Annotated in this window: 20 protein-coding genes; 11 read left to right on the plus strand and 9 right to left on the minus strand. The window is 33.4% G+C overall.

Annotated features, from left to right (window positions below; all coding sequences use genetic code 11):
* Position 1: 1 nt before the first annotated feature.
* Positions 2 to 559: a hypothetical protein gene (locus tag AC1QSP_RS06425; RefSeq protein WP_322969123.1), complete on the minus strand. Its 558-nt coding sequence runs from the start codon at positions 557 to 559 to the stop codon at positions 2 to 4.
* A gap of 114 nt (positions 560 to 673) precedes the next feature.
* On the opposite strand from AC1QSP_RS06425, the gene AC1QSP_RS06430 reads away from it, so the two are divergent.
* Positions 674 to 1,747 (plus strand): 3-oxoacyl-ACP synthase III family protein, encoded by a 1,074-nt coding sequence (locus AC1QSP_RS06430; RefSeq protein WP_484080288.1) that lies wholly within the window; start codon positions 674 to 676, stop codon positions 1,745 to 1,747.
* 8 nt (positions 1,748 to 1,755) lie between these two features.
* Positions 1,756 to 2,814 carry a chorismate synthase gene (gene aroC / locus AC1QSP_RS06435; protein ID WP_484080289.1) on the plus strand — a complete coding sequence of 353 codons (1,059 nt, stop codon included), beginning with the start codon at positions 1,756 to 1,758 and terminating at the stop codon, positions 2,812 to 2,814.
* A gap of 31 nt (positions 2,815 to 2,845) precedes the next feature.
* Here the strand turns inward: aroC and AC1QSP_RS06440 are convergent, their stop codons facing one another.
* Complete coding sequence (locus tag AC1QSP_RS06440; RefSeq protein WP_484080290.1) at positions 2,846 to 3,016, minus strand: LytTR family transcriptional regulator DNA-binding domain-containing protein; 171 nt, start codon at positions 3,014 to 3,016, stop codon at positions 2,846 to 2,848.
* A 183-nt stretch (positions 3,017 to 3,199) separates the two neighbouring features.
* On the opposite strand from AC1QSP_RS06440, the gene AC1QSP_RS06445 reads away from it, so the two are divergent.
* Entirely contained in the window at positions 3,200 to 3,352 is a 153-nt protein-coding gene (locus AC1QSP_RS06445) for a DUF5694 domain-containing protein (protein WP_484080392.1), read from the plus strand.
* A gap of 47 nt (positions 3,353 to 3,399) precedes the next feature.
* On the opposite strand, the gene AC1QSP_RS06450 is transcribed toward AC1QSP_RS06445, so the two are convergent.
* The 3 genes from AC1QSP_RS06450 to ruvB form a co-directional block, all read right to left on the minus strand.
* Positions 3,400 to 3,915, minus strand: a complete 516-nt coding sequence (locus tag AC1QSP_RS06450; RefSeq protein WP_484080291.1) for a hypothetical protein — start codon at positions 3,913 to 3,915, stop codon at positions 3,400 to 3,402.
* Between the two features lie 46 nt (positions 3,916 to 3,961).
* Complete coding sequence (queG, locus tag AC1QSP_RS06455; protein ID WP_484080292.1) at positions 3,962 to 4,909, minus strand: tRNA epoxyqueuosine(34) reductase QueG; 948 nt, start codon at positions 4,907 to 4,909, stop codon at positions 3,962 to 3,964.
* A gap of 190 nt (positions 4,910 to 5,099) precedes the next feature.
* Positions 5,100 to 6,137 carry a Holliday junction branch migration DNA helicase RuvB gene (gene ruvB, locus AC1QSP_RS06460; RefSeq protein ID WP_484080293.1) on the minus strand — a complete coding sequence of 346 codons (1,038 nt, stop codon included), beginning with the start codon at positions 6,135 to 6,137 and terminating at the stop codon, positions 5,100 to 5,102.
* 111 nt (positions 6,138 to 6,248) lie between these two features.
* On the opposite strand from ruvB, the gene hemH reads away from it, so the two are divergent.
* From hemH to AC1QSP_RS06500, 8 genes are all read left to right on the plus strand, one after another.
* Positions 6,249 to 7,235: a ferrochelatase gene (hemH, locus tag AC1QSP_RS06465; RefSeq protein WP_322969116.1), complete on the plus strand. Its 987-nt coding sequence runs from the start codon at positions 6,249 to 6,251 to the stop codon at positions 7,233 to 7,235.
* A gap of 79 nt (positions 7,236 to 7,314) precedes the next feature.
* Positions 7,315 to 8,415, plus strand: a complete 1,101-nt coding sequence (locus tag AC1QSP_RS06470; RefSeq protein WP_484080294.1) for a DUF3078 domain-containing protein — start codon at positions 7,315 to 7,317, stop codon at positions 8,413 to 8,415.
* 16 nt (positions 8,416 to 8,431) lie between these two features.
* Positions 8,432 to 9,481, plus strand: a complete 1,050-nt coding sequence (locus AC1QSP_RS06475) for a DUF3078 domain-containing protein (RefSeq protein ID WP_484080295.1) — start codon at positions 8,432 to 8,434, stop codon at positions 9,479 to 9,481.
* 69 nt (positions 9,482 to 9,550) lie between these two features.
* Positions 9,551 to 10,777, plus strand: a complete 1,227-nt coding sequence (gene hutI, locus AC1QSP_RS06480; protein ID WP_484080296.1) for an imidazolonepropionase — start codon at positions 9,551 to 9,553, stop codon at positions 10,775 to 10,777.
* Positions 10,778 to 10,911: 134 nt separating this feature from the next.
* Entirely contained in the window at positions 10,912 to 11,772 is an 861-nt protein-coding gene (locus tag AC1QSP_RS06485; RefSeq protein ID WP_484080297.1) for a YicC/YloC family endoribonuclease, read from the plus strand.
* Positions 11,773 to 11,779: 7 nt separating this feature from the next.
* Entirely contained in the window at positions 11,780 to 12,349 is a 570-nt protein-coding gene (gmk, locus tag AC1QSP_RS06490) for a guanylate kinase (protein WP_484080298.1), read from the plus strand.
* A 63-nt stretch (positions 12,350 to 12,412) separates the two neighbouring features.
* Positions 12,413 to 13,210, plus strand: a complete 798-nt coding sequence (locus tag AC1QSP_RS06495; RefSeq protein WP_484080299.1) for an alpha/beta fold hydrolase — start codon at positions 12,413 to 12,415, stop codon at positions 13,208 to 13,210.
* Complete coding sequence (locus AC1QSP_RS06500; RefSeq protein ID WP_484080300.1) at positions 13,200 to 13,745, plus strand: hypothetical protein; 546 nt, start codon at positions 13,200 to 13,202, stop codon at positions 13,743 to 13,745. Before AC1QSP_RS06495 ends, AC1QSP_RS06500 begins: the two co-directional genes overlap by 11 nt.
* A 27-nt stretch (positions 13,746 to 13,772) precedes the next feature.
* Here AC1QSP_RS06500 and AC1QSP_RS06505 read toward each other — a convergent pair whose 3' ends face one another.
* The 4 genes from AC1QSP_RS06505 to AC1QSP_RS06520 form a co-directional block, all read right to left on the minus strand.
* The gene (locus tag AC1QSP_RS06505; RefSeq protein WP_484080301.1) at positions 13,773 to 14,534 is read right to left on the minus strand and encodes a C40 family peptidase; all 762 of its coding nucleotides are present in this window, start codon (positions 14,532 to 14,534) and stop codon (positions 13,773 to 13,775) included.
* The gene (locus tag AC1QSP_RS06510) at positions 14,531 to 15,178 is read right to left on the minus strand and encodes an O-methyltransferase (RefSeq protein ID WP_484080302.1); all 648 of its coding nucleotides are present in this window, start codon (positions 15,176 to 15,178) and stop codon (positions 14,531 to 14,533) included. The genes AC1QSP_RS06505 and AC1QSP_RS06510 overlap by 4 nt, the downstream gene beginning before the upstream one ends.
* 174 nt (positions 15,179 to 15,352) lie before the next feature.
* Positions 15,353 to 17,254: an acetate--CoA ligase gene (gene acs, locus AC1QSP_RS06515; RefSeq protein WP_484080303.1), complete on the minus strand. Its 1,902-nt coding sequence runs from the start codon at positions 17,252 to 17,254 to the stop codon at positions 15,353 to 15,355.
* Between the two features lie 97 nt (positions 17,255 to 17,351).
* Positions 17,352 to 18,152, minus strand: coding sequence for a M48 family metallopeptidase (locus AC1QSP_RS06520; protein ID WP_322969105.1), 801 nt, complete (start codon positions 18,150 to 18,152; stop codon positions 17,352 to 17,354).

Consider the following 18,152-nt stretch of genomic DNA (forward strand, 5'->3'; position numbering starts at 1 on the left):
ATTACTCGTAGTTTTCGAAATAGAATTGTTTAAAATCTTCTTTGTTAAAGATTTTTGAAAGATCAGTTTTTTTCTCATCACTTTTCAAGAAAATCTTAGGATAATCTTGATCCAAGTTATAATAAAAATCTTCGATGTATAAATCATCTTCCTTCGTGATCATTCCTAAATATGCTTTATTATCAATTGCTATATGATGCGATGTAAAAATTGAATCTTTGTTTTTTCGCACCCCATATGGGCGAGTAAAGACATAATAGTCTGATAGTGTTGGATTAATTACACCAGAAGGTCTTCTGATTTCGATCACTGTATCTACCTTTTTATTTCCAAATTCATATGCAATTTTATGCTTCCCTCTTTCCAAATCAAGACGTACTTGTTGTTGAGGTGCAATTGTATATTCTTGTTGATTGATCGACATTTTGATGATTTGTTCCGTTGGATTATCAATTATATACCCATCTTTCTTACTTAAAAACAAGTTATATATAATGACAATAACGCCTAGAACTCCCAAAATAATTAATAAACCTAATAATGATGGATTTTTTTTCATTCTGCTAAATTAATGCTTGTTTGTCAAACTCAAAATGAGTTACCGCATATTTTTATTTTATAATTTGATGAAATGTTTACCTTTGTTCGAAATATTAGACTTGAAATCATTAATATGATAAATTCAGTAATTACTGGTTCAGGGCATTACTTACCAAATAGAATCATCAAGAATGAGTATTTCCACACATACGAATTTTACGATGAAAAAGGTGAGCGAATAGAAAAACCAGTTCAAGAAATCACAAAAAAATTCGAGGATATCACAGAAATTAAAGAACGTCGTTATGTTGAAGACGATTTATTAAATTCGGATATCGCTACTATTGCTGCAAAAAAAGCTATTGAAGAATCAGGAATCAATCCTGAAGAATTAGATTACATTATCGTAGGGCACAATTTTGGAGATATTGATCCAATTGGACGCCAAATTGATATTATGCCTTCTATTTCTGCGAAAGTAAAACACAACTTAGGCATCAAAAATCTAAAATGTATCCCTTATGATATGACCTTTGGATGCCCAGGATGGGTAGAAAGTTTAATTTTAGCACACCAATTTATTCAAGCTTCTATCGCTAAAAAAGTTTTAGTTATTGGTTCTGACACCTTATCTCGTGCCTCTGATCCATATGATCGATCAGCTATGATTTTTGCAGATGGAGCTGGAGCTGTTGTTTTAGAAGCAAAAGAAGATGATTATAAATATGGTATTTTAAATCATGAAACTTTAAGCTACACTGGTGAGGAAATTGAATTCTTGAAGAATGGAATGTCTTTGAACCCGAATTACACTGCATCAACCAAAAACATTCAGATGAAAGGTCGTAAAGTTTACGAATTTGTTTTAAAGAATGTTCCCCCAGCGTTAAAGGCTTTATTGGATGATACAAATTTAGATATTGATGATATCGATAAAATTTTATTGCATCAAGCCAATGCTAAAATGGATCATGCTATGATTGAACGTTTATACAAAAGTTACGGAAAAAAAGCCCCTGAAAATATCGATCCTATGACGGTTCAATTTTTAGGTAACACTTCGGTAGCGACTGTTCCTACAATGTTTGATTTAATTGCGAAAGGTCAATTACAACCTCATCGATTTAATACCGATGATACAATTATTATGGCTTCTGTTGGAGCAACAATGAATGTAAACGCGGTGATTTATAAATTCAAAAAATAAGTTATCATTTGAATTCATTCGGAAGATTATTTAAAATCTCAACATTTGGAGAAAGCCACGGTGTGGCAATAGGCGGCGTGATTGATGGAGTACCAAGTGGAATCCAATTGGATTTTGAATGGATACAACAACAATTGGATCGTCGTAAACCAGGACAGTCTGCTATTGTAACGCAACGTAAAGAACCGGATACTGTACAATTTTTATCGGGTATTATGGATGGCTTTACAACAGGAGCATCTATTGGTTTTATTATCCCAAACGATAATCAAAAATCGCACGACTACGATCATATCAAAGGTGTTTATCGCCCATCGCATGCGGATTACACTTACGACAAAAAATATGGAATCCGCGATCATCGTGGAGGTGGAAGAACTTCTGCACGCGAGACAGCCAATTGGGTTGTGGGTGGCGCAGTTGCTAAACACATTATTCCTGATATCAAAATCACGGCTTATGTCAGCGGTGTTGGAGCGATTAAATTAGACAACGATTACTCGAAATATGATTTTTCTAAAATCGAAGAAACGGCAGTTCGTTGCCCTGATTTAGCTGTTGCTGAACAAATGATTGAGCGAATTAAAGAAATCCGAAAAGAAGGTGATACCATTGGTGGCGAAGTAACATGTGTTATTCAGAACGTGCCTGTTGGTTTAGGTGAACCAATTTTTGATAAATTACATGCTCGTTTAGGACAAGCGATGTTATCCATCAATGCAGTGAAAGGTTTTGAATACGGTGAAGGCTTTGCTTCAACTGCAATGAAAGGCTCAGAAATGAATGATCAATTCAATCCAGATGGAACAACTAAAACAAATTTCTCTGGAGGAATTCAAGGTGGAGTTTCGAATGGAATGGATATTTATTTTAAAGTAGCTTTCAAACCAGTTGCAACATTAATGCAAGAACAAACGACACTCAATGCAAATGGCGATATGGTTGAAATGCATGGAAAAGGTCGTCACGATCCTTGTGTGGTTCCAAGAGCTGTTCCTATCGTGGAAGCTTTAGCAGCAATGACACTTGCCGATATGGTTTTAATCCAAAGAACAAGAAATATATAAATCGAAAAGCACTTCAAATGAAGTGCTTTTTTCATAAGTTCATATTTTTAAATTCTTTACGATAAGTTTCTCCTACCGGAATCAATTTATCTTTTATATAAACCGAATTTCCATCAATCGCAGTTAAATGATTCGTATTGATTAAATATGAACGATGCTCTCGTTTAAAATTAGATGGCAAACGTTCTTCGAAACTTTTCATCGTTTCTAAAACCAATAACTTCGAATTTTTGGTAATAATTTTTTAAATAATCTTTCAAACCTTCGATATACAAGATTTCATCAAAAACAATTTTCACTTGACGACCTTCGGATTTCACAAATAGATAATCTTTAGGAGTTTGAATTTTTTTCTTAAATAAGAATTTAAATTTACAACAGAAATCTGATGATGTTTGCGAATCTAAATTATGTACCAATCACAAAAGATGACCGAATTTTTATTTTAATGGGCGCAACGCACACAGCGTATTTTAAAGATTTCTTAAGAAGATCACCAAAATTTAAAGAAGTAAATGCATTACAATATTTAAAATAAAAAATCCCAACTTTTCAGTTGGGATTTTTTACATATCATTATTCAGACTAACATCCTTCATTGTAACTTACATAAAATTCTGAAACGCGTCCATTTTTAATCGTTAAAATTAATTGCGTTCCTGCTTCATCATCGTTAATGGAAAACAAACGTGTCGATTTATCTCTTTTAGAATTTTCAGTCCAAGAATCATAAATCGAAATATTATTATTTTTATATTTATTTAAAACCTCATCTAACGAACTTCCTATAGAAATTCCTGAAAGAGTTTTAAGTGTACGATCCTGAGAGGTTACGGAATAAACTGTAAAATCTTTTAATTCGTTTCCATTATCATCATAAGCTTTAGTAAAGTTTACTTCATAAACAATGCCTTTGTAAACGACATGTGAAGTTTCTACTGGATAACCATCATTTAATTTAACAAGAATAGTTTTACCGACAATTTTTTCTAATTCGGACTTTTTCATTCCAAGTCGAAAATCGTTAATTCGTGTAGTTGATACCTGAGCAAAAACGATTGTTGAAAATAGAATAGTAAATAGGTTGATTAAATTTTTCATTTTCTAATGTTTAATTCTACATTATCAAATGATAAACCAAAACAACTTATTTCTCTTTTAAAAATTCTATATTTCGTTGTAAACCAACATATTTAGTGCGTTTAACCGGAGATTTTTTAAAGATTTCGCGAAATACATCTTCGGTGATTTCTTCCCATTCTTTTTTTGACATTTGATTGATCTTTTCGTGACCAATAAATCGTTCTTGTTTCGTTGGTAGCGAAAATCTATTCCAAGGACAAACTTCTTGACAAACATCACAACCAAAGATCCAATCATCGAATTTCCCTTTCATTTCCGTTGGAATTTGATCTTTCAATTCAATCGTGAAATACGAAATACATTGACTTCCATTCACCACACGGTTAGGTAAAATCGCCTCAGTCGGACAAGCATCAATGCATCGGGTACATTTCCCACAATGATCCGTTTCCATGGGTTGATCATAAACTAAATCTAAATCCAAGATTAATTCGGCTAAAAAGAAAAACGAACCTTTTTGTTTGGATAAGGTCAATGAATTTTTTCCGACCCAACCAATACCAGCTTTTCGCGCCCAGGCGTGTTCCATAATCGGGGCCGAATCGGTAAATGCTCTTCCATTCACCTCTCCTATTTCATCCTGGATAAAATCCAATAATTCGCGCACCTTTTCTTTCACCACAAAGTGATAGTCCTCCCCTTGGGCATACATGGCAACTTTATAAGATTCAGGATTTCGATTTAAATCTTGATAATAATTATAGGAAAGGGAAATCACCGATTTTGCGCCATCCACTAATAGACGTGGATCTAAACGCATCTCAAAATGATTCGCCATATAACTCATTTCGCCATGATAATTTTGATTCAACCATGATTCTAATCGAGGCGCTTCTTCCTCTAAAAATTCGGCTTCGGCAATTCCACAAGAAAGAAAACCCAACGCTTCGGCTTTCGCTTTAATACGTTGGGTTCTTTCTGTTTTGATATGTTCTTCTGTTTGAAGATGCATTTTAATAATGATGAATTATAAATTTTTGAAAAATCGATTTATATTTCCATTCTCGATTCAATATTCTTTTTTCCAAATCGAAAATTATTCTTTGGTCTCTTATTTTTTCTTTGACAAGCTCTGAATGACTGAAAAGTTTAAAGGTAACAAATTACTTTTACTATTTTCAAAACGATAAACTTAGACGATTCTACAAATCAAAAATATCCGTTTGCATTGGATTCTGACCGCGATAATTAATCCCTAAATGTTTGTACGCTTTCTCTGTTGCAATACGACCACGAGACGTACGCATCAAATAACCTTCTTGAATTAAATAAGGCTCGTATACCTCTTCTAACGTTCCTCCATTCTCGCCTACTGCAGTCGCTAATGTTGTAATACCAACTGGTCCACCTTTAAATTTTTCGATGATGGTTGATAAAATACGGTTATCCATTTCATCCAATCCATTGTCATCTACTTTTAATGCTTTTAACGAAAACTCTGCAATGGCTTTGTTAATAGTTCCGTCTCCTTTAATTTGTGCAAAGTCTCGTGTACGACGTAATAATGCATTTGCAATACGAGGTGTACCACGGCTGCGTCCTGCAATTTCGATGGCTGCTTCCAAATCAATGGGCGTTCCTAAAATTCCTGACGAACGTTCAACTATGGAACTCAATAATTCGACATTGTAATATTCGAAACGGAAATTGATTCCGAAACGCGCTCTTAACGGTGCTGTTAACAATCCTGAACGTGTGGTTGCTCCAATTAATGTAAATGGATTTAAACCAATTTGAATAGAACGTGCATTTGGACCAGACTCAATCATAATATCAATTTTAAAATCCTCCATTGCAGAATATAAATATTCTTCAATAACAGGTGACATACGATGAATCTCATCAATAAATAACACATCATTCTCTTCCAAATTGGTCAATAAACCAGCCAAATCACTTGGTTTATCCAACACTGGACCTGATGTAATTTTAATTCCAACCCCTAATTCGTTGGCAATAATATTCGCTAAAGTTGTTTTTCCTAAACCTGGAGGTCCATGCAATAACACATGATCCAATGCTTCTCCACGTAATTTAGAAGCTTTTACAAAAATTTCTAAATTTTCTAAAATATGTTCTTGACCCGCAAAGTCATCAAAAGTCTGGGGACGAACGGTATTTTCGTGGTTTAAATCATCATCTGGATAAAATTCTTTATCTGGATTTAATAAATCAGACATAGTTAATAATGATATAAATTATAATGATAATCGTTTTCGATAGAATTTAATTATTCCTTCGTAATTTTACGACTACAAAGAACGCAATATTTTTTTAGATAAAAAGAAATTATGAGTAAAGGAATATTATTAGTAAATCTTGGTTCGCCAGACTCTACTAATGTTGAAGATGTAAGAACATATCTACGAGAATTTTTAATGGATGCCAAAGTAATTGACTCGCCTTGGATCATTCGAAAAATGATTGTAGAATTATTTATCTTACCCAAAAGACCAATTAATTCTGCTGAAGCCTACAAGAAAATATGGACAGATGAAGGTTCTCCTTTAATCGTATATTCTAAAATTTTACAAAAAAGAATTCAAGATCAAATGGATATTCCTGTTGGTTTAGCGATGCGTTATAAAAATCCATCAATCGAATTCGGAATCCAAGAATTATACAACCAAGGTGTTCGCGATATTTTAGTTGTTCCTTTATATCCACAATATACAATGTCTACTACTGAAACCGTTGCGGATAAAGTATTAGAAGTTCAGAAAAAGAAATTCAAAGACATTAATGTACAATTTATCAAAGCGTTCTATAATCACCCAGATTATGTAAAGGTTTTAGGTGACTCGATTAAAGATCATTTGCCAGAAGAATACGATAAATTATTATTCTCATATCATGGAATTCCGGAACGTCACGATAAAAAAGCATTAAAATCTGCAAAAATTAGTGGATTACCTATCGAGACTTATCGTAATCAATGTTTAGAAACCTCTCGATTGGTCGCTGAATATTTAGAATTACCAGAAGATAAATACTATACTTCGTTCCAATCACGTTTAGGAAAAGATCCTTGGATTAGACCTTATACTGATGAAACATTGGAACATTTCCCAGAGAATAATGGGGTGAAAAAATTAGCAGTATGTACACCAGCCTTCGTAGCCGATTGTTTAGAAACATTGGAAGAAATTTCGATGGAAGGCCGTGAAGAGTTCTTACATGCCGGTGGTGAATCATTCACATACATCCCATGTTTAAATGATCGCCAAGATTGGATTGATACTTTAGTAAAATGGTTTAAAGGTTGGCAAAATAATTAATTCCAATCCAAGCCTCATTAAAATAATTAAATATCTTTGTTTGAAATTATACGATTTTAAACAAAGATATTTTTTTTGAATGAAGTTCCTAATTTCGATACTATTCGTCTTTTTATCCATCTGCTCTTCTGCCCAATTTTTAGATACCAACGGGAATCTAATCATTGATGGTCGAAAGTATTTAAAATCAAAAGTGGATACAACAGGACGAAAATCAGGATGGGAAATCTACGGAACTAATACATTAACGGTCAATCAAAATACTCTTTCCAATTGGATTGCTGGAGGGGAAAATTCAGTCTCTTTTATTGCAAAAGTTGATTATGAATTCAATTACCGTAAAAAAAGAAATCTTTGGGACAATCGCTTTATTCTTGAATACGGTTTCTTGGATAATAAAACCAATGGAACACGTAAAACATCGGATAATATTAATATCACTTCATCCTACGGTTATCTATGGAAAAAAAGTTGGTATTTAACGGCTTCTACTAATTTAAGATCTCAATTTGCTCCTGGATACGATTATGGGACAACGCCTAAAACTTTAAAATCTAACTTGTTTGCACCTGCATATCTTACATTAGGGGTCGGGGCCAATTACAATCCTACTGCCGATTTTTCATTAAGCATTCATCCTATTACATCGAGAACAACAATTGTAGCTGATGAACAATTACGAAAAAAAGGTACTTATGGATTAAAAGAAGATGGTGATGTGATGTACTTTGAGATTGGTGCATATGTTGGTGCCCGTTACAAGTTTAAAGTGTTTGAAAATGTAACGTATGACAACAACATTGGAATCTTTTCAAATTATTCCAAAAAACCATTAAATGTCGATTTGGTCTATTCTGGTGTTCTCAACATGAAGATTAACAACTTCATGACGACCCAACTTACAATTAACGTTGCATATGATGAAGATCAAATCAAAAAAACGCAATTTAAACAAACATTAGGGATAGGTCTGACGTACAAAATTGATAGTACGAAAAAGAAAGAGAAAAAGAAGAAGAAAGAACCGATTGAACCTATAAAAAATATAGAAATTTATCCGTATATTCAAAATCACAAACCATTAGATATGAAGTCTTATCGTAAAGTTTTTGAGAAGGATGAAGTGGATGAATCTTCTATTTACTTAAAATCTGAAACGGTATTGGACGAATTCTTTTAAAAGCCAATCACCAACTATGAAAAAAATAACTTTCGTTCTTTCTTTACTTGCAACCAATTTTGTGTTTTCACAAGCTGTGAAAGATGGAAGCGTGACGACCGATAGTCAACGTTATCTGAAAGAAAAAAAATTTGATGGCCGTACTGAAGGCTGGTTTATTGCAGGTAATAATTCATTATTGTTTTCTCAAAGTGCATTTTCCAATTGGATGGCCGGTGGAGTAAATTCAATCGCTCTGAATGGAAATTTAGATTATGAATTTAACTTAACTCAAGGAAAACACATTTGGGATAACCGAATCCTCCTAGGTTATGGTGTACAAGCCAATAAAGGTGAAGAAGCACGTAAAACCAATGATATTATTGATCTGAATTCATCCTATGGATACAATGTAGGTAACAATTGGTATTTAGCTGCAGCCCTTAATTTTAAGACACAATTTACTGCAGGATATGATTATAGTACGGATCCAAAAACTAAAATTTCTAGTTTTATGGCTCCTGCATATTTAAGTTTTGGAATTGGGATGGACTATAAACCGAACGATAACTTCCAAGTTAATATTCATCCATTAACTGCACGAGTAACATTTGTCTTAGATGAAGATTTACAATTTGCTGGAAATTATGGGTTAAAAAATGATGGCGATTCTTCTTTTTTTGAATTAGGAGCTTATCTCGGTGCACGATACAAATTTCAGATTATGGAAGGCATTACATACGATAATCGCTTAGGAATTTTTGCCAATTATTTAGATCAACCTCAAAATATGGATATTGCCTATTGGGGATTATTGGATTTAAAAGTGAATCGTTTTGTTTCAGCACAAGTCGCTATTAACTTATTGTACGATGAAGACCAGATCAAGAAAACTCAAATCAAACAAACATTAGGTATTGGTTTTAATTATAAATTTGACAATCAACCAAAGCCTGAAACGACTGCGCGTACAATCATTCATGAGCAACCGTTATTTGATTCCATGGACGAAGATATAACTCTTGCCCAACATAATGAACTAAGAAAAGATCCTCTTTTATATCAAACCAGTTTGGTAACACAATAAAATATAACCTGCTTCTATGGATGCAGGTTTTTTTATTTGTATTTTTAACGCAATAAGACAAAACACAAAATGAAATTAATCGGACCTTTCAAACAACTTTTAACATTAGCCCATTTACCTTTAAAAGGAGCTTTAAAAGATGAACAGCTCGAAATCATCACAGATGCTGGTATTGTAACAGACAATGATCTTATAATTGCTGTAGGAGCATACCATAACTTAAATGAACAATATCATGACGCAACTTTGGAAGAAATTGAAGGCGACCAAGTCCTTTTACCTGGGTTTGTAGATTCGCATACACACATTTGTTTTGGTGGCAATCGTGCTAAAGATTTTGCCATGCGATTGAATGGAAAAACCTATTTAGAAATTGCTGAAAGTGGCGGTGGAATTTGGTCTACAGTAACTCAAACCCGATCTAAATCTGCGGATGAATTAAAGGACATAACCCTTTCTAACGCAGAACAACTTATTCGTAAAGGAACAACGACTGCTGAAGTTAAAAGTGGTTATGCGCTTTCTGTAGAAGGTGAGCTTAAGATGTTAGAAGGAATTAATTTAGCAAATCAAGAATGTGAAATCGATTTGATTCCTACTTTTCTTGGTGCTCATATGAAAGCCCAAGATTTTACTGGTTCCAATCATGAATATTTAAGAGAATTGATTGAAAAAGTTTTTCCTATCTTGAAAGAAAGACAGCTCACAAAGCGTGTGGATATTTTTGTGGAACAATCTGCTTTTTCAGTGGAAGAAGGTGATTATTATTTGACTGAAGCTAAAAAACAAGGTTTTGAATTGACCATTCATGCGGATCAATTTACAACAGGTGGTAGCCAATTGGCGATAAAACATAAAGCATTAAGTGCAGATCATTTGGAATTTTCGGATGAAAAGGAAGTTCGAGAATTAGCCTTTTCAGATGTTGTTGCCACTGTATTACCCGGTGCATCAATTGGATTAGGAATGCAATTTGCACCTGCTCGAAAATTACTAGATCGTGGATGTTGTGTTTCCATTGCTTCCGATTGGAATCCTGGCTCTGCTCCTATGGGAGACTTACTCACTCAAGCATCAATTTTGGCTGCTTTTCAAAAATTATCAACAGCTGAAGTTTTGGCTGGAATTACATTTAGAGCGGCTAAAGCTTTAAATTTAGAAGATCGCGGGATATTAAGCACTGGTAAAAAAGCCGATTTTGTTGCATTTCCAACCACAGATTTTCAAAACATCATATATCATCAAGGTCAATTACAACCTTCGATGGTTTGGAAGAATGGAAATCGAATTCATTAATTTAAATAGGAATCCTAAATATAGATAAGGCCTTTACGGGCCTTATTTTATTTTAAACCATTAATAAATACGACACTTGCTAAAGAAATCTTGTAAAATATTGTAATTTTACACCTTATAATATTTTCGATGATATGATCGCATCAATGACAGGATACGGTAAATCTGTATTAGAATTACCAGAAAAAAAAATAACGATAGAAATTCGTTCCTTAAATAGTAAAACGTTGGATTTAAATACACGTATCCCATCGTATTACCGTGAAAAAGAACTAGAAATTAGAAATATTATTTCTGAAAAAGTTCAACGAGGAAAAGTTGATTTCGCGATGCAAGTAGAATTAAATCCAGCAGCTAGAACACAGAAACTTAATGCAGATTTAATTAAGCAATACATAGCGGACTTTAAACAAATTACACCAGATGTATCTGAAGCTGATTTATTACCAGTTGTCATGCGTATGCCTGATGTAATGAATTTTTCGCAAGAAGACTTATCGGATGAAGAATGGTCTGCTATACGAGAAACTGTTATCGAAGCCATTAATGCTTTAAATACTTACCGTGCTGATGAAGGTGCTGTTCTTGAAAAAGAATTGACAAGTTATGTAGAAAATATTCTTCAATTATTAACACAAGTGGATCAATTTGAAGGCGAACGTATTGTAACCATTAAAGAACGATTTACAAAACGTTTAGAGGAATTAAAAGCAGAAATCGATCAAAACCGATATGAACAAGAAATGATTTATTTCTTGGAAAAATTAGATATTACAGAAGAAAAAGTTCGTTTAAAGAACAATTGTGAATATTTTATACAACAAATCAACGAAGAGGGATCAAACGGTAAAAAATTAGGATTTATTTCTCAAGAAATTGGTCGTGAAATTAATACGTTGGGTTCTAAATCAAATCATGCGGACATGCAAAAAATTGTAGTTCAAATGAAAGATGAATTAGAAAAAATTAAAGAACAATCATTAAACGTTTTATAATATTAAAATGACTAAAGGAAAATTAATCGTATTCTCAGCACCTTCAGGAGCGGGAAAAACGACGTTGGTAAAACATGCTTTAGAAACAATGGATAACATCCAATTTTCAATTTCTTGTACAACGCGTGAAAAAAGAGAAGGTGAAGTTCATGGGAAAGATTATTATTACATCACACCAGAAGAATTTAAAACTAAAATTGACAATAATGAATTTGTAGAGTACGAAGAAGTGTACACCAACAATTTCTATGGGACGTTAAAATCTGAGGTAGAACGTATCACAGAAAATGGAAATTCAGTAATTTTTGATATTGATGTGGTAGGCGCTTTAAACATCAAAAAATTATATGGTGAACAATGTTTAACCGTTTTCGTTAATCCACCATCATTAGAAGTTTTAAAAGAACGTTTAATTTCTCGTAATACTGAAAGTGAGGATAAATTGAAACAACGCATTGATAAAGCAGGAATCGAAATGGAAACTGCGCCTCAATTCGATATTATGCTCTTAAACGATGATTTAGAAACGGCTAAAAAGAAAACTTTAGAAGTTATTCAGAATTTTATCTCAAAATAAATAAGCAAAGACGTTCAGTTCAATTGAACGTCTTTTTTTATATTCGTTTCAAATTCACAAGAGATGTTAGAAACGAAATTAATTGAAGTGAATGGTCTTCAATATCATATTCAACACTACCAAACAGCCCCCCATCGTCCCACCCTTATTTTTTTGCATGATTCGTTAGGATCCGTAAAACTATGGCGAGATTTTCCATTAAAATTAGCTGAAGCATGTCAATGCAATGCCGTGATTTATGATCGTGAAGGTCATGGAGAATCATCACCCTTTCAAATCCAAAAACGTCCTACTAATTATCTGGAAATGGGTGCTGAAACCTTGCATCTAATTGTTTCTCAACTTCAGCTAAATCATATCATCCTTTTTGGACACAGCGATGGAGCTACCATTTCGCTTTGGTATGCTGCAAAATATCCACATCATGTACTCGCTACGATTGTAGAAGGCGTTCATGTTTTTGTTGAAGAAGAAACCTTACAAGGAATTCGTGAAGCGAAAAAAGCTTTAGAAACAACAAACCTTGCTGAACGCGTTGCTAAATATCATGGAGATAAAACGGAAATGTTGTTTCGAATGTGGATGGAAACGTGGTTAGATCCATCATATCGCCATTGGAACATTGAAAAAGATATTCAACAAATCACCTCTCCCCTATTAATATTTCAAGGTGAAAATGATGAATTTGGTACAATAGAACAAGTGAATAAAATCAAATCCAATGTGACTTCATTGGTTATTGATTATTTGATAAAAGATTGTGGACATAATCCCCATAAAGAACAAGCTGAATTTACCTTAAACAAATCAAAACAATTTATAAATCATATCTTAAATCGTCATGATGTACATGTACAATAACAATGTTCGTATTGCAAAAAAAATTGCAATTGGAACAATTATTAGTGGAATTATTTTTCTTGCTGCATTGTTTTTCACCTATAATATGACTTATGCCATAGGAGGGTTATTTTTTGGATTAGGAGTAGCGTTAATTGTAGTAACCATCATGATTAGTGGATTAATTGCTGCAAATCGTCAGAATCATAATCCGAAAGAAAAATCTAATCCATTAGTTTGGCATTTTGTTTCGTTATTTGCCATTACGTTATTCACAGTAATAGGTATAGCAATGATTAATTCTTCAAAAATTATCATCGATAATAATTCCGATGAAACCATAGAAAATATTTTTCTTACAGGTTGCCAAAATACAGAAGTTGGAACAATTGAAGCTAAAAGTTCAAAAACTATTTGGTTGAATTATTGGAATAATTCTACAAATGATTGTGGAATAGGAATTCGTTATACTACATCAACAGATATTGTAGATGAACTTCTAATTGACGAAGTAAAATCCTTTCAAGGAGAAAAAATCATACATCTTATTCCATAAAAAAAACACTTCTTTTGAAGTGTTTTTTTATATAATTTTTTTGATAAATCGCAATTTATGAGAATACTTTTGGGAATCAGTATTAAAAATTCCGTTCGAGTCAAAAGGATCAATTCGAACTTTTCCATGTGCATGGATAATTTTATAATCCCCCAAAATAATACCGACGTGAATTATTTTACCATCAGCATTATCAAAAAAAGCTAAATCTCCTGGTTCTGCTTCTTCTACAAAACTTAATACTTCACCCAACTCCGCTTGTTGATAAGCATCACGTGGCAATTGATAACCTCCTATTTTATAAACTTGTTGCGTTAAACCAGAACAATCGATTCCAAATGTAGATTTTCCACCCCATAAGTAAGGAACATTGAGGTATAATTTTGCTAATTCTACTAAACGTTCTTTCGTTTTTAAACCAGAGGTATAAACCCCATAGTATTCAAAACATTTATTTGCAATTGTGATTTTATTATCTTTTAAGGCACGTAATTCAGCTCCTAAAGTCAATGTAAATGGTAACCCATTTTCTGAAGCTTGATTATAAGCATTGATTGCAAATTTCTCATCCGATGGTTGATTAAATTCTTCTTCCGATACAATCAAAAATTGTTTTGGATCTACCCAACCTTCATACCCATCGAAAGTTAACCGAATTTTTGACCATTTTTCTAATTCTTCTAAAATTTCTACTTTCTCTCCAAAAAGAACTTGAGAAACCATTTCAGAGGAATCACGTGCTTCTGATCGTAATGGAGAAACACTTACTTGACAGATGGCATGCTTCATTTTTTTCGAATTAAAGTGATACCATCCCTAATAGGTAAAATAATTGATTCCACGCGTGGATCAGCAGTTACCATATCATTAAATTCTTTAAGAATTTTAGTCGAAGGATCTTTCTTATCTTCTTCCACCATCATTACTTTTCCATACCAAAGGACATTATCTACTAACATCACTCCACCCGGACGTAATAAGGTTAAAACTTTTTCAAAATAATACGGATATGATTCTTTATCAGCATCAACAAAAGCTAAATCTACTGAATTTTCTTCAATGGTATTTAATTCTTCACGGGCATCATTTACTCGAAAATCAATTTGATCTGCATAATCAGATTCATCAAAATATTTACGGCATAAATATTCTAATTCATCATTTTTATCCATTGTGATAATTTTACCTCCATCAACAAGACCTTCTGCTAAACAAAGCGTAGCGTATCCTGTAAATGTTCCTAACTCAAGAATGGTTTTCGGAAATAAAATTTTAGAGATTAAACTTAATAAACGACCTTGATATTCGCCCGAAATCATGTGCGGTTGTGTTGTACATTGATAAGTTTCAACACGTAAGCGTGATAAAATTTCTGGTTCTTGATTCGCGTGGTTATCTAAATATGTTTCTAAAATTGGAGAAATATTAATCATACCGTTTAAAAAAGTCTACAAAAATAAGAAAATCGTTGTGAATAACGACTATAAATTAGGCATTATAAACGAAATACAAGCATTATGAAGCAAATTTGGGTATGATTTAAATTAATTCTGCTTATAAAACATAAAAAAAGAGTTGATTCATGAATCAACTCTTTTTATCCTATATTAAAGTGCATTATTTTTAATATCCTCAACAATTTCTGGATTTAATAATGTCGAAGTATCTCCAAAATCTGATTCACCTGAAGCAATCTTTCTTAAGATACGTCGCATAATTTTACCACTTCTGGTTTTTGGTAAGCCCTTTACAAACTGTATTTTATCGGGTTTTGCAATTGCACCGATTGATTGAGCCACCTCATCTTTAATCTCTTTAATTAATTGTTCAGATGGCTCAAATTCATCATATAAAATCACGTAAGCATATAAAGCATTTCCTTTGATATCATGTGGAAATCCTACGACCGCACTTTCTACAACTGCGTCATGCTCGTTGATGGCATTTTCGATTGGAGCTGTTCCTAAGTTATGTCCAGATACAATAACAACATCATCTACACGCCCAGTAATGCGATAATACCCCATAGCATCACGGTATGCTCCATCCCCTGTAAAATAAGCGTTTTCGAATGTTGAAAAATAGGTTTCTTTATATCGTTGGTGATCACCGTATACTGTTCGAGCCATCGATGGCCAAGGAAATTTTATTGCTAATCGTCCTTCCGCTTTTTCAGTACTTGTTTCAATTACATTCCCATTTTCATCCATCAACATCAACTGAATTCCTGGCAAAGGTAAAGTAGCAAAAGTTGGACGTGTTGACGTAATCCCTGCTAAAGGTGAAATCATAATTGCACCAGTTTCTGTTTGCCACCAGGTATCAACAATTGGACAATTGCCTTTACCGATATAATCATTATACCAATGCCATGCTTCTTGATTGATAGGCTCTCCTACCGAACCTAACACTTTTAAACTAGACAAATCATGCTTTTCTACAAATTCTAATGATTCTTTTGCTAAAGATCGAATAGCAGTAGGTGCCGTATAAAAATGAGTCACTTTTAGTTTTTCAACAATTTCCCAAAAACGCCCAAAATCAGGATAACTTGGTATACCTTCAAACATAACCGTTGTAACGCCACATAATAATGGTCCGTAAATGATATAGCTATGTCCTGTAATCCAACCAATATCTGCTGTACACCAATAGATATCATTGGCATCCATCTGAAATACATTATCGAAAGTATAGGCTGAACCCACCATATATCCACCACAAGTATGTACCATACCTTTAGGTTTACCTGTAGAGCCTGAGGTATATAAAATAAATAAAGGATCTTCGGCATCCATTTGTTCTGCAGGACAATCTACATTAGCTTTTGCCATTTCGTCCATCCAAAATTTATCACGCCCTCCTACCATTAAAGTAGGTTCTAGTGCACGACGATAAACGATACATGTTTGTATCGACGGACAATCTTTCAAAGCTTCATCTACAATTCCTTTTAAGTTGATCGGTTTTTCCCCGCGATAAACTTCATTGGCTGTAACGATTAATTTGCATTGCGCATCGTTAATACGCGAAGCAATTGCAGAAGAAGAAAACCCGGCAAACACGATCGAATGTACTGCACCAATTCGTGCACAAGCTAACATGGCAATGGCTAATTCTGGAATCATCGGCATATAGATACATACACGATCTCCTTTTTTTATCCCATTATTTTTTAACACATTGGCAAAACGACAAACTTTTGCATGCAGTTGACGATACGTTATGATTCGTGATTCTTCCAAAGGATTGTTGGGTTCCCAAATAATGGCTGTTTTATTCCCATCTTTTTCTAAATGACGATCCAATACATTTTCTGTAATATTTAATTGTCCTCCTTCGAACCATTTGAATTCAGGTTTAGAAAAATCATACGATAATGTTTTATTCCATTTCTTACTCCAAACAAATTGTTCGGCAATATTGTCCCAAAAAGCTTCTGGATTTTCTACACTTTCTCGGTATGCTTTTTTATACTCAGAAAATGAGTTAATTCTTACATCTAACATTTATTTTTATATTTTGTGGTTTTATTAAAAATAAAAAAAAGGATTAATTTATCAAATTAATCCTTTTTAAATATTTCATTATGAATAAAAACTATTCTTATTTTCCTTTATATGGACTTGCATTATAATAAGCCATAGCCGTAGGTAAAGCTTCTTTAATTTTTGCAATACGTGTAGCATCCGAAGGGTGAGTACTCAAGAATTCAACTGTTCCTCCATTTCCTGCTGCAGACATTCTTTCCCAGAATGGAATTGCCTCATTTGGGTTATACCCTGCCATCGCCATTAAATATAATCCTGTTAAATCTGCATCTAATTCCATTTTACGTGAATAAGATAATAATCCTACTTGACCAACAACGGGATAATATTGTTCAAAAGCAGATCCCCAAGATGTATTTCCAGCTGCAGAACCAACTACAGAGCCTAATACACTCATACCATATTGACGAGACATTTGTTCTGCTGAGTGATTTGCTAATGCATGACCAATTTCGTGCCCCATTACAACAGCTAAACCATCAGTTGTTTTCGTAATTGGTAAAATACCTGTATATACAGCCACTTTTCCACCTGGCATACACCAAGCATTCACTTCATCGGCTTTTAATAATTTAAATTCCCATTGATAACCATCTAATTGAGCTGATAATCCTTTTTCAGCATAGTATTTCTCAGCTGCATATTTGATACGTTCACCAACAGTTTGAACTAATTTAGCATTAGCTGTTCCTGTTTCAACTTGAGCTGATTTTAAAACTTCTTGATATTGCGCAAAAGATTGAGGGAAAATTTGGCTGTTGGAAACCACATTAATTCCTTTTCTACCTGTTACTGCATTTGTTGTACAAGCAGATATCAATCCGATCATACCAACTGCTAATAGTAATTTTTTCAT

Source organism: Faecalibacter sp., from assembly GCF_057177045.1.

Bases quoted from the DNA above. Each gene is read 5' to 3' on its own strand.
- AC1QSP_RS06425 (WP_322969123.1), bottom strand. From the start codon at position 559: ATGAAAAAAAATCCATCATTATTAGGTTTATTAATTATTTTGGGAGTT.
- AC1QSP_RS06430 (WP_484080288.1), top strand. From the start codon at position 674: ATGATAAATTCAGTAATTACTGGTTCAGGGCATTACTTACCAAATAGA.
- AC1QSP_RS06440 (WP_484080290.1), bottom strand. From the start codon at position 3,016: ATGAAAAGTTTCGAAGAACGTTTGCCATCTAATTTTAAACGAGAGCAT.
- AC1QSP_RS06450 (WP_484080291.1), bottom strand. From the start codon at position 3,915: ATGAAAAATTTAATCAACCTATTTACTATTCTATTTTCAACAATCGTT.
- queG (WP_484080292.1), bottom strand. From the start codon at position 4,909: ATGCATCTTCAAACAGAAGAACATATCAAAACAGAAAGAACCCAACGT.
- ruvB (WP_484080293.1), bottom strand. From the start codon at position 6,137: ATGTCTGATTTATTAAATCCAGATAAAGAATTTTATCCAGATGATGAT.
- hemH (WP_322969116.1), top strand. From the start codon at position 6,249: ATGAGTAAAGGAATATTATTAGTAAATCTTGGTTCGCCAGACTCTACT.
- AC1QSP_RS06470 (WP_484080294.1), top strand. From the start codon at position 7,315: ATGAAGTTCCTAATTTCGATACTATTCGTCTTTTTATCCATCTGCTCT.
- AC1QSP_RS06475 (WP_484080295.1), top strand. From the start codon at position 8,432: ATGAAAAAAATAACTTTCGTTCTTTCTTTACTTGCAACCAATTTTGTG.
- hutI (WP_484080296.1), top strand. From the start codon at position 9,551: ATGAAATTAATCGGACCTTTCAAACAACTTTTAACATTAGCCCATTTA.
- AC1QSP_RS06485 (WP_484080297.1), top strand. From the start codon at position 10,912: ATGATCGCATCAATGACAGGATACGGTAAATCTGTATTAGAATTACCA.
- gmk (WP_484080298.1), top strand. From the start codon at position 11,780: ATGACTAAAGGAAAATTAATCGTATTCTCAGCACCTTCAGGAGCGGGA.
- AC1QSP_RS06495 (WP_484080299.1), top strand. From the start codon at position 12,413: ATGTTAGAAACGAAATTAATTGAAGTGAATGGTCTTCAATATCATATT.
- AC1QSP_RS06500 (WP_484080300.1), top strand. From the start codon at position 13,200: ATGTACAATAACAATGTTCGTATTGCAAAAAAAATTGCAATTGGAACA.
- AC1QSP_RS06505 (WP_484080301.1), bottom strand. From the start codon at position 14,534: ATGAAGCATGCCATCTGTCAAGTAAGTGTTTCTCCATTACGATCAGAA.
- AC1QSP_RS06510 (WP_484080302.1), bottom strand. From the start codon at position 15,178: ATGATTAATATTTCTCCAATTTTAGAAACATATTTAGATAACCACGCG.
- acs (WP_484080303.1), bottom strand. From the start codon at position 17,254: ATGTTAGATGTAAGAATTAACTCATTTTCTGAGTATAAAAAAGCATAC.
- AC1QSP_RS06520 (WP_322969105.1), bottom strand. From the start codon at position 18,152: ATGAAAAAATTACTATTAGCAGTTGGTATGATCGGATTGATATCTGCT.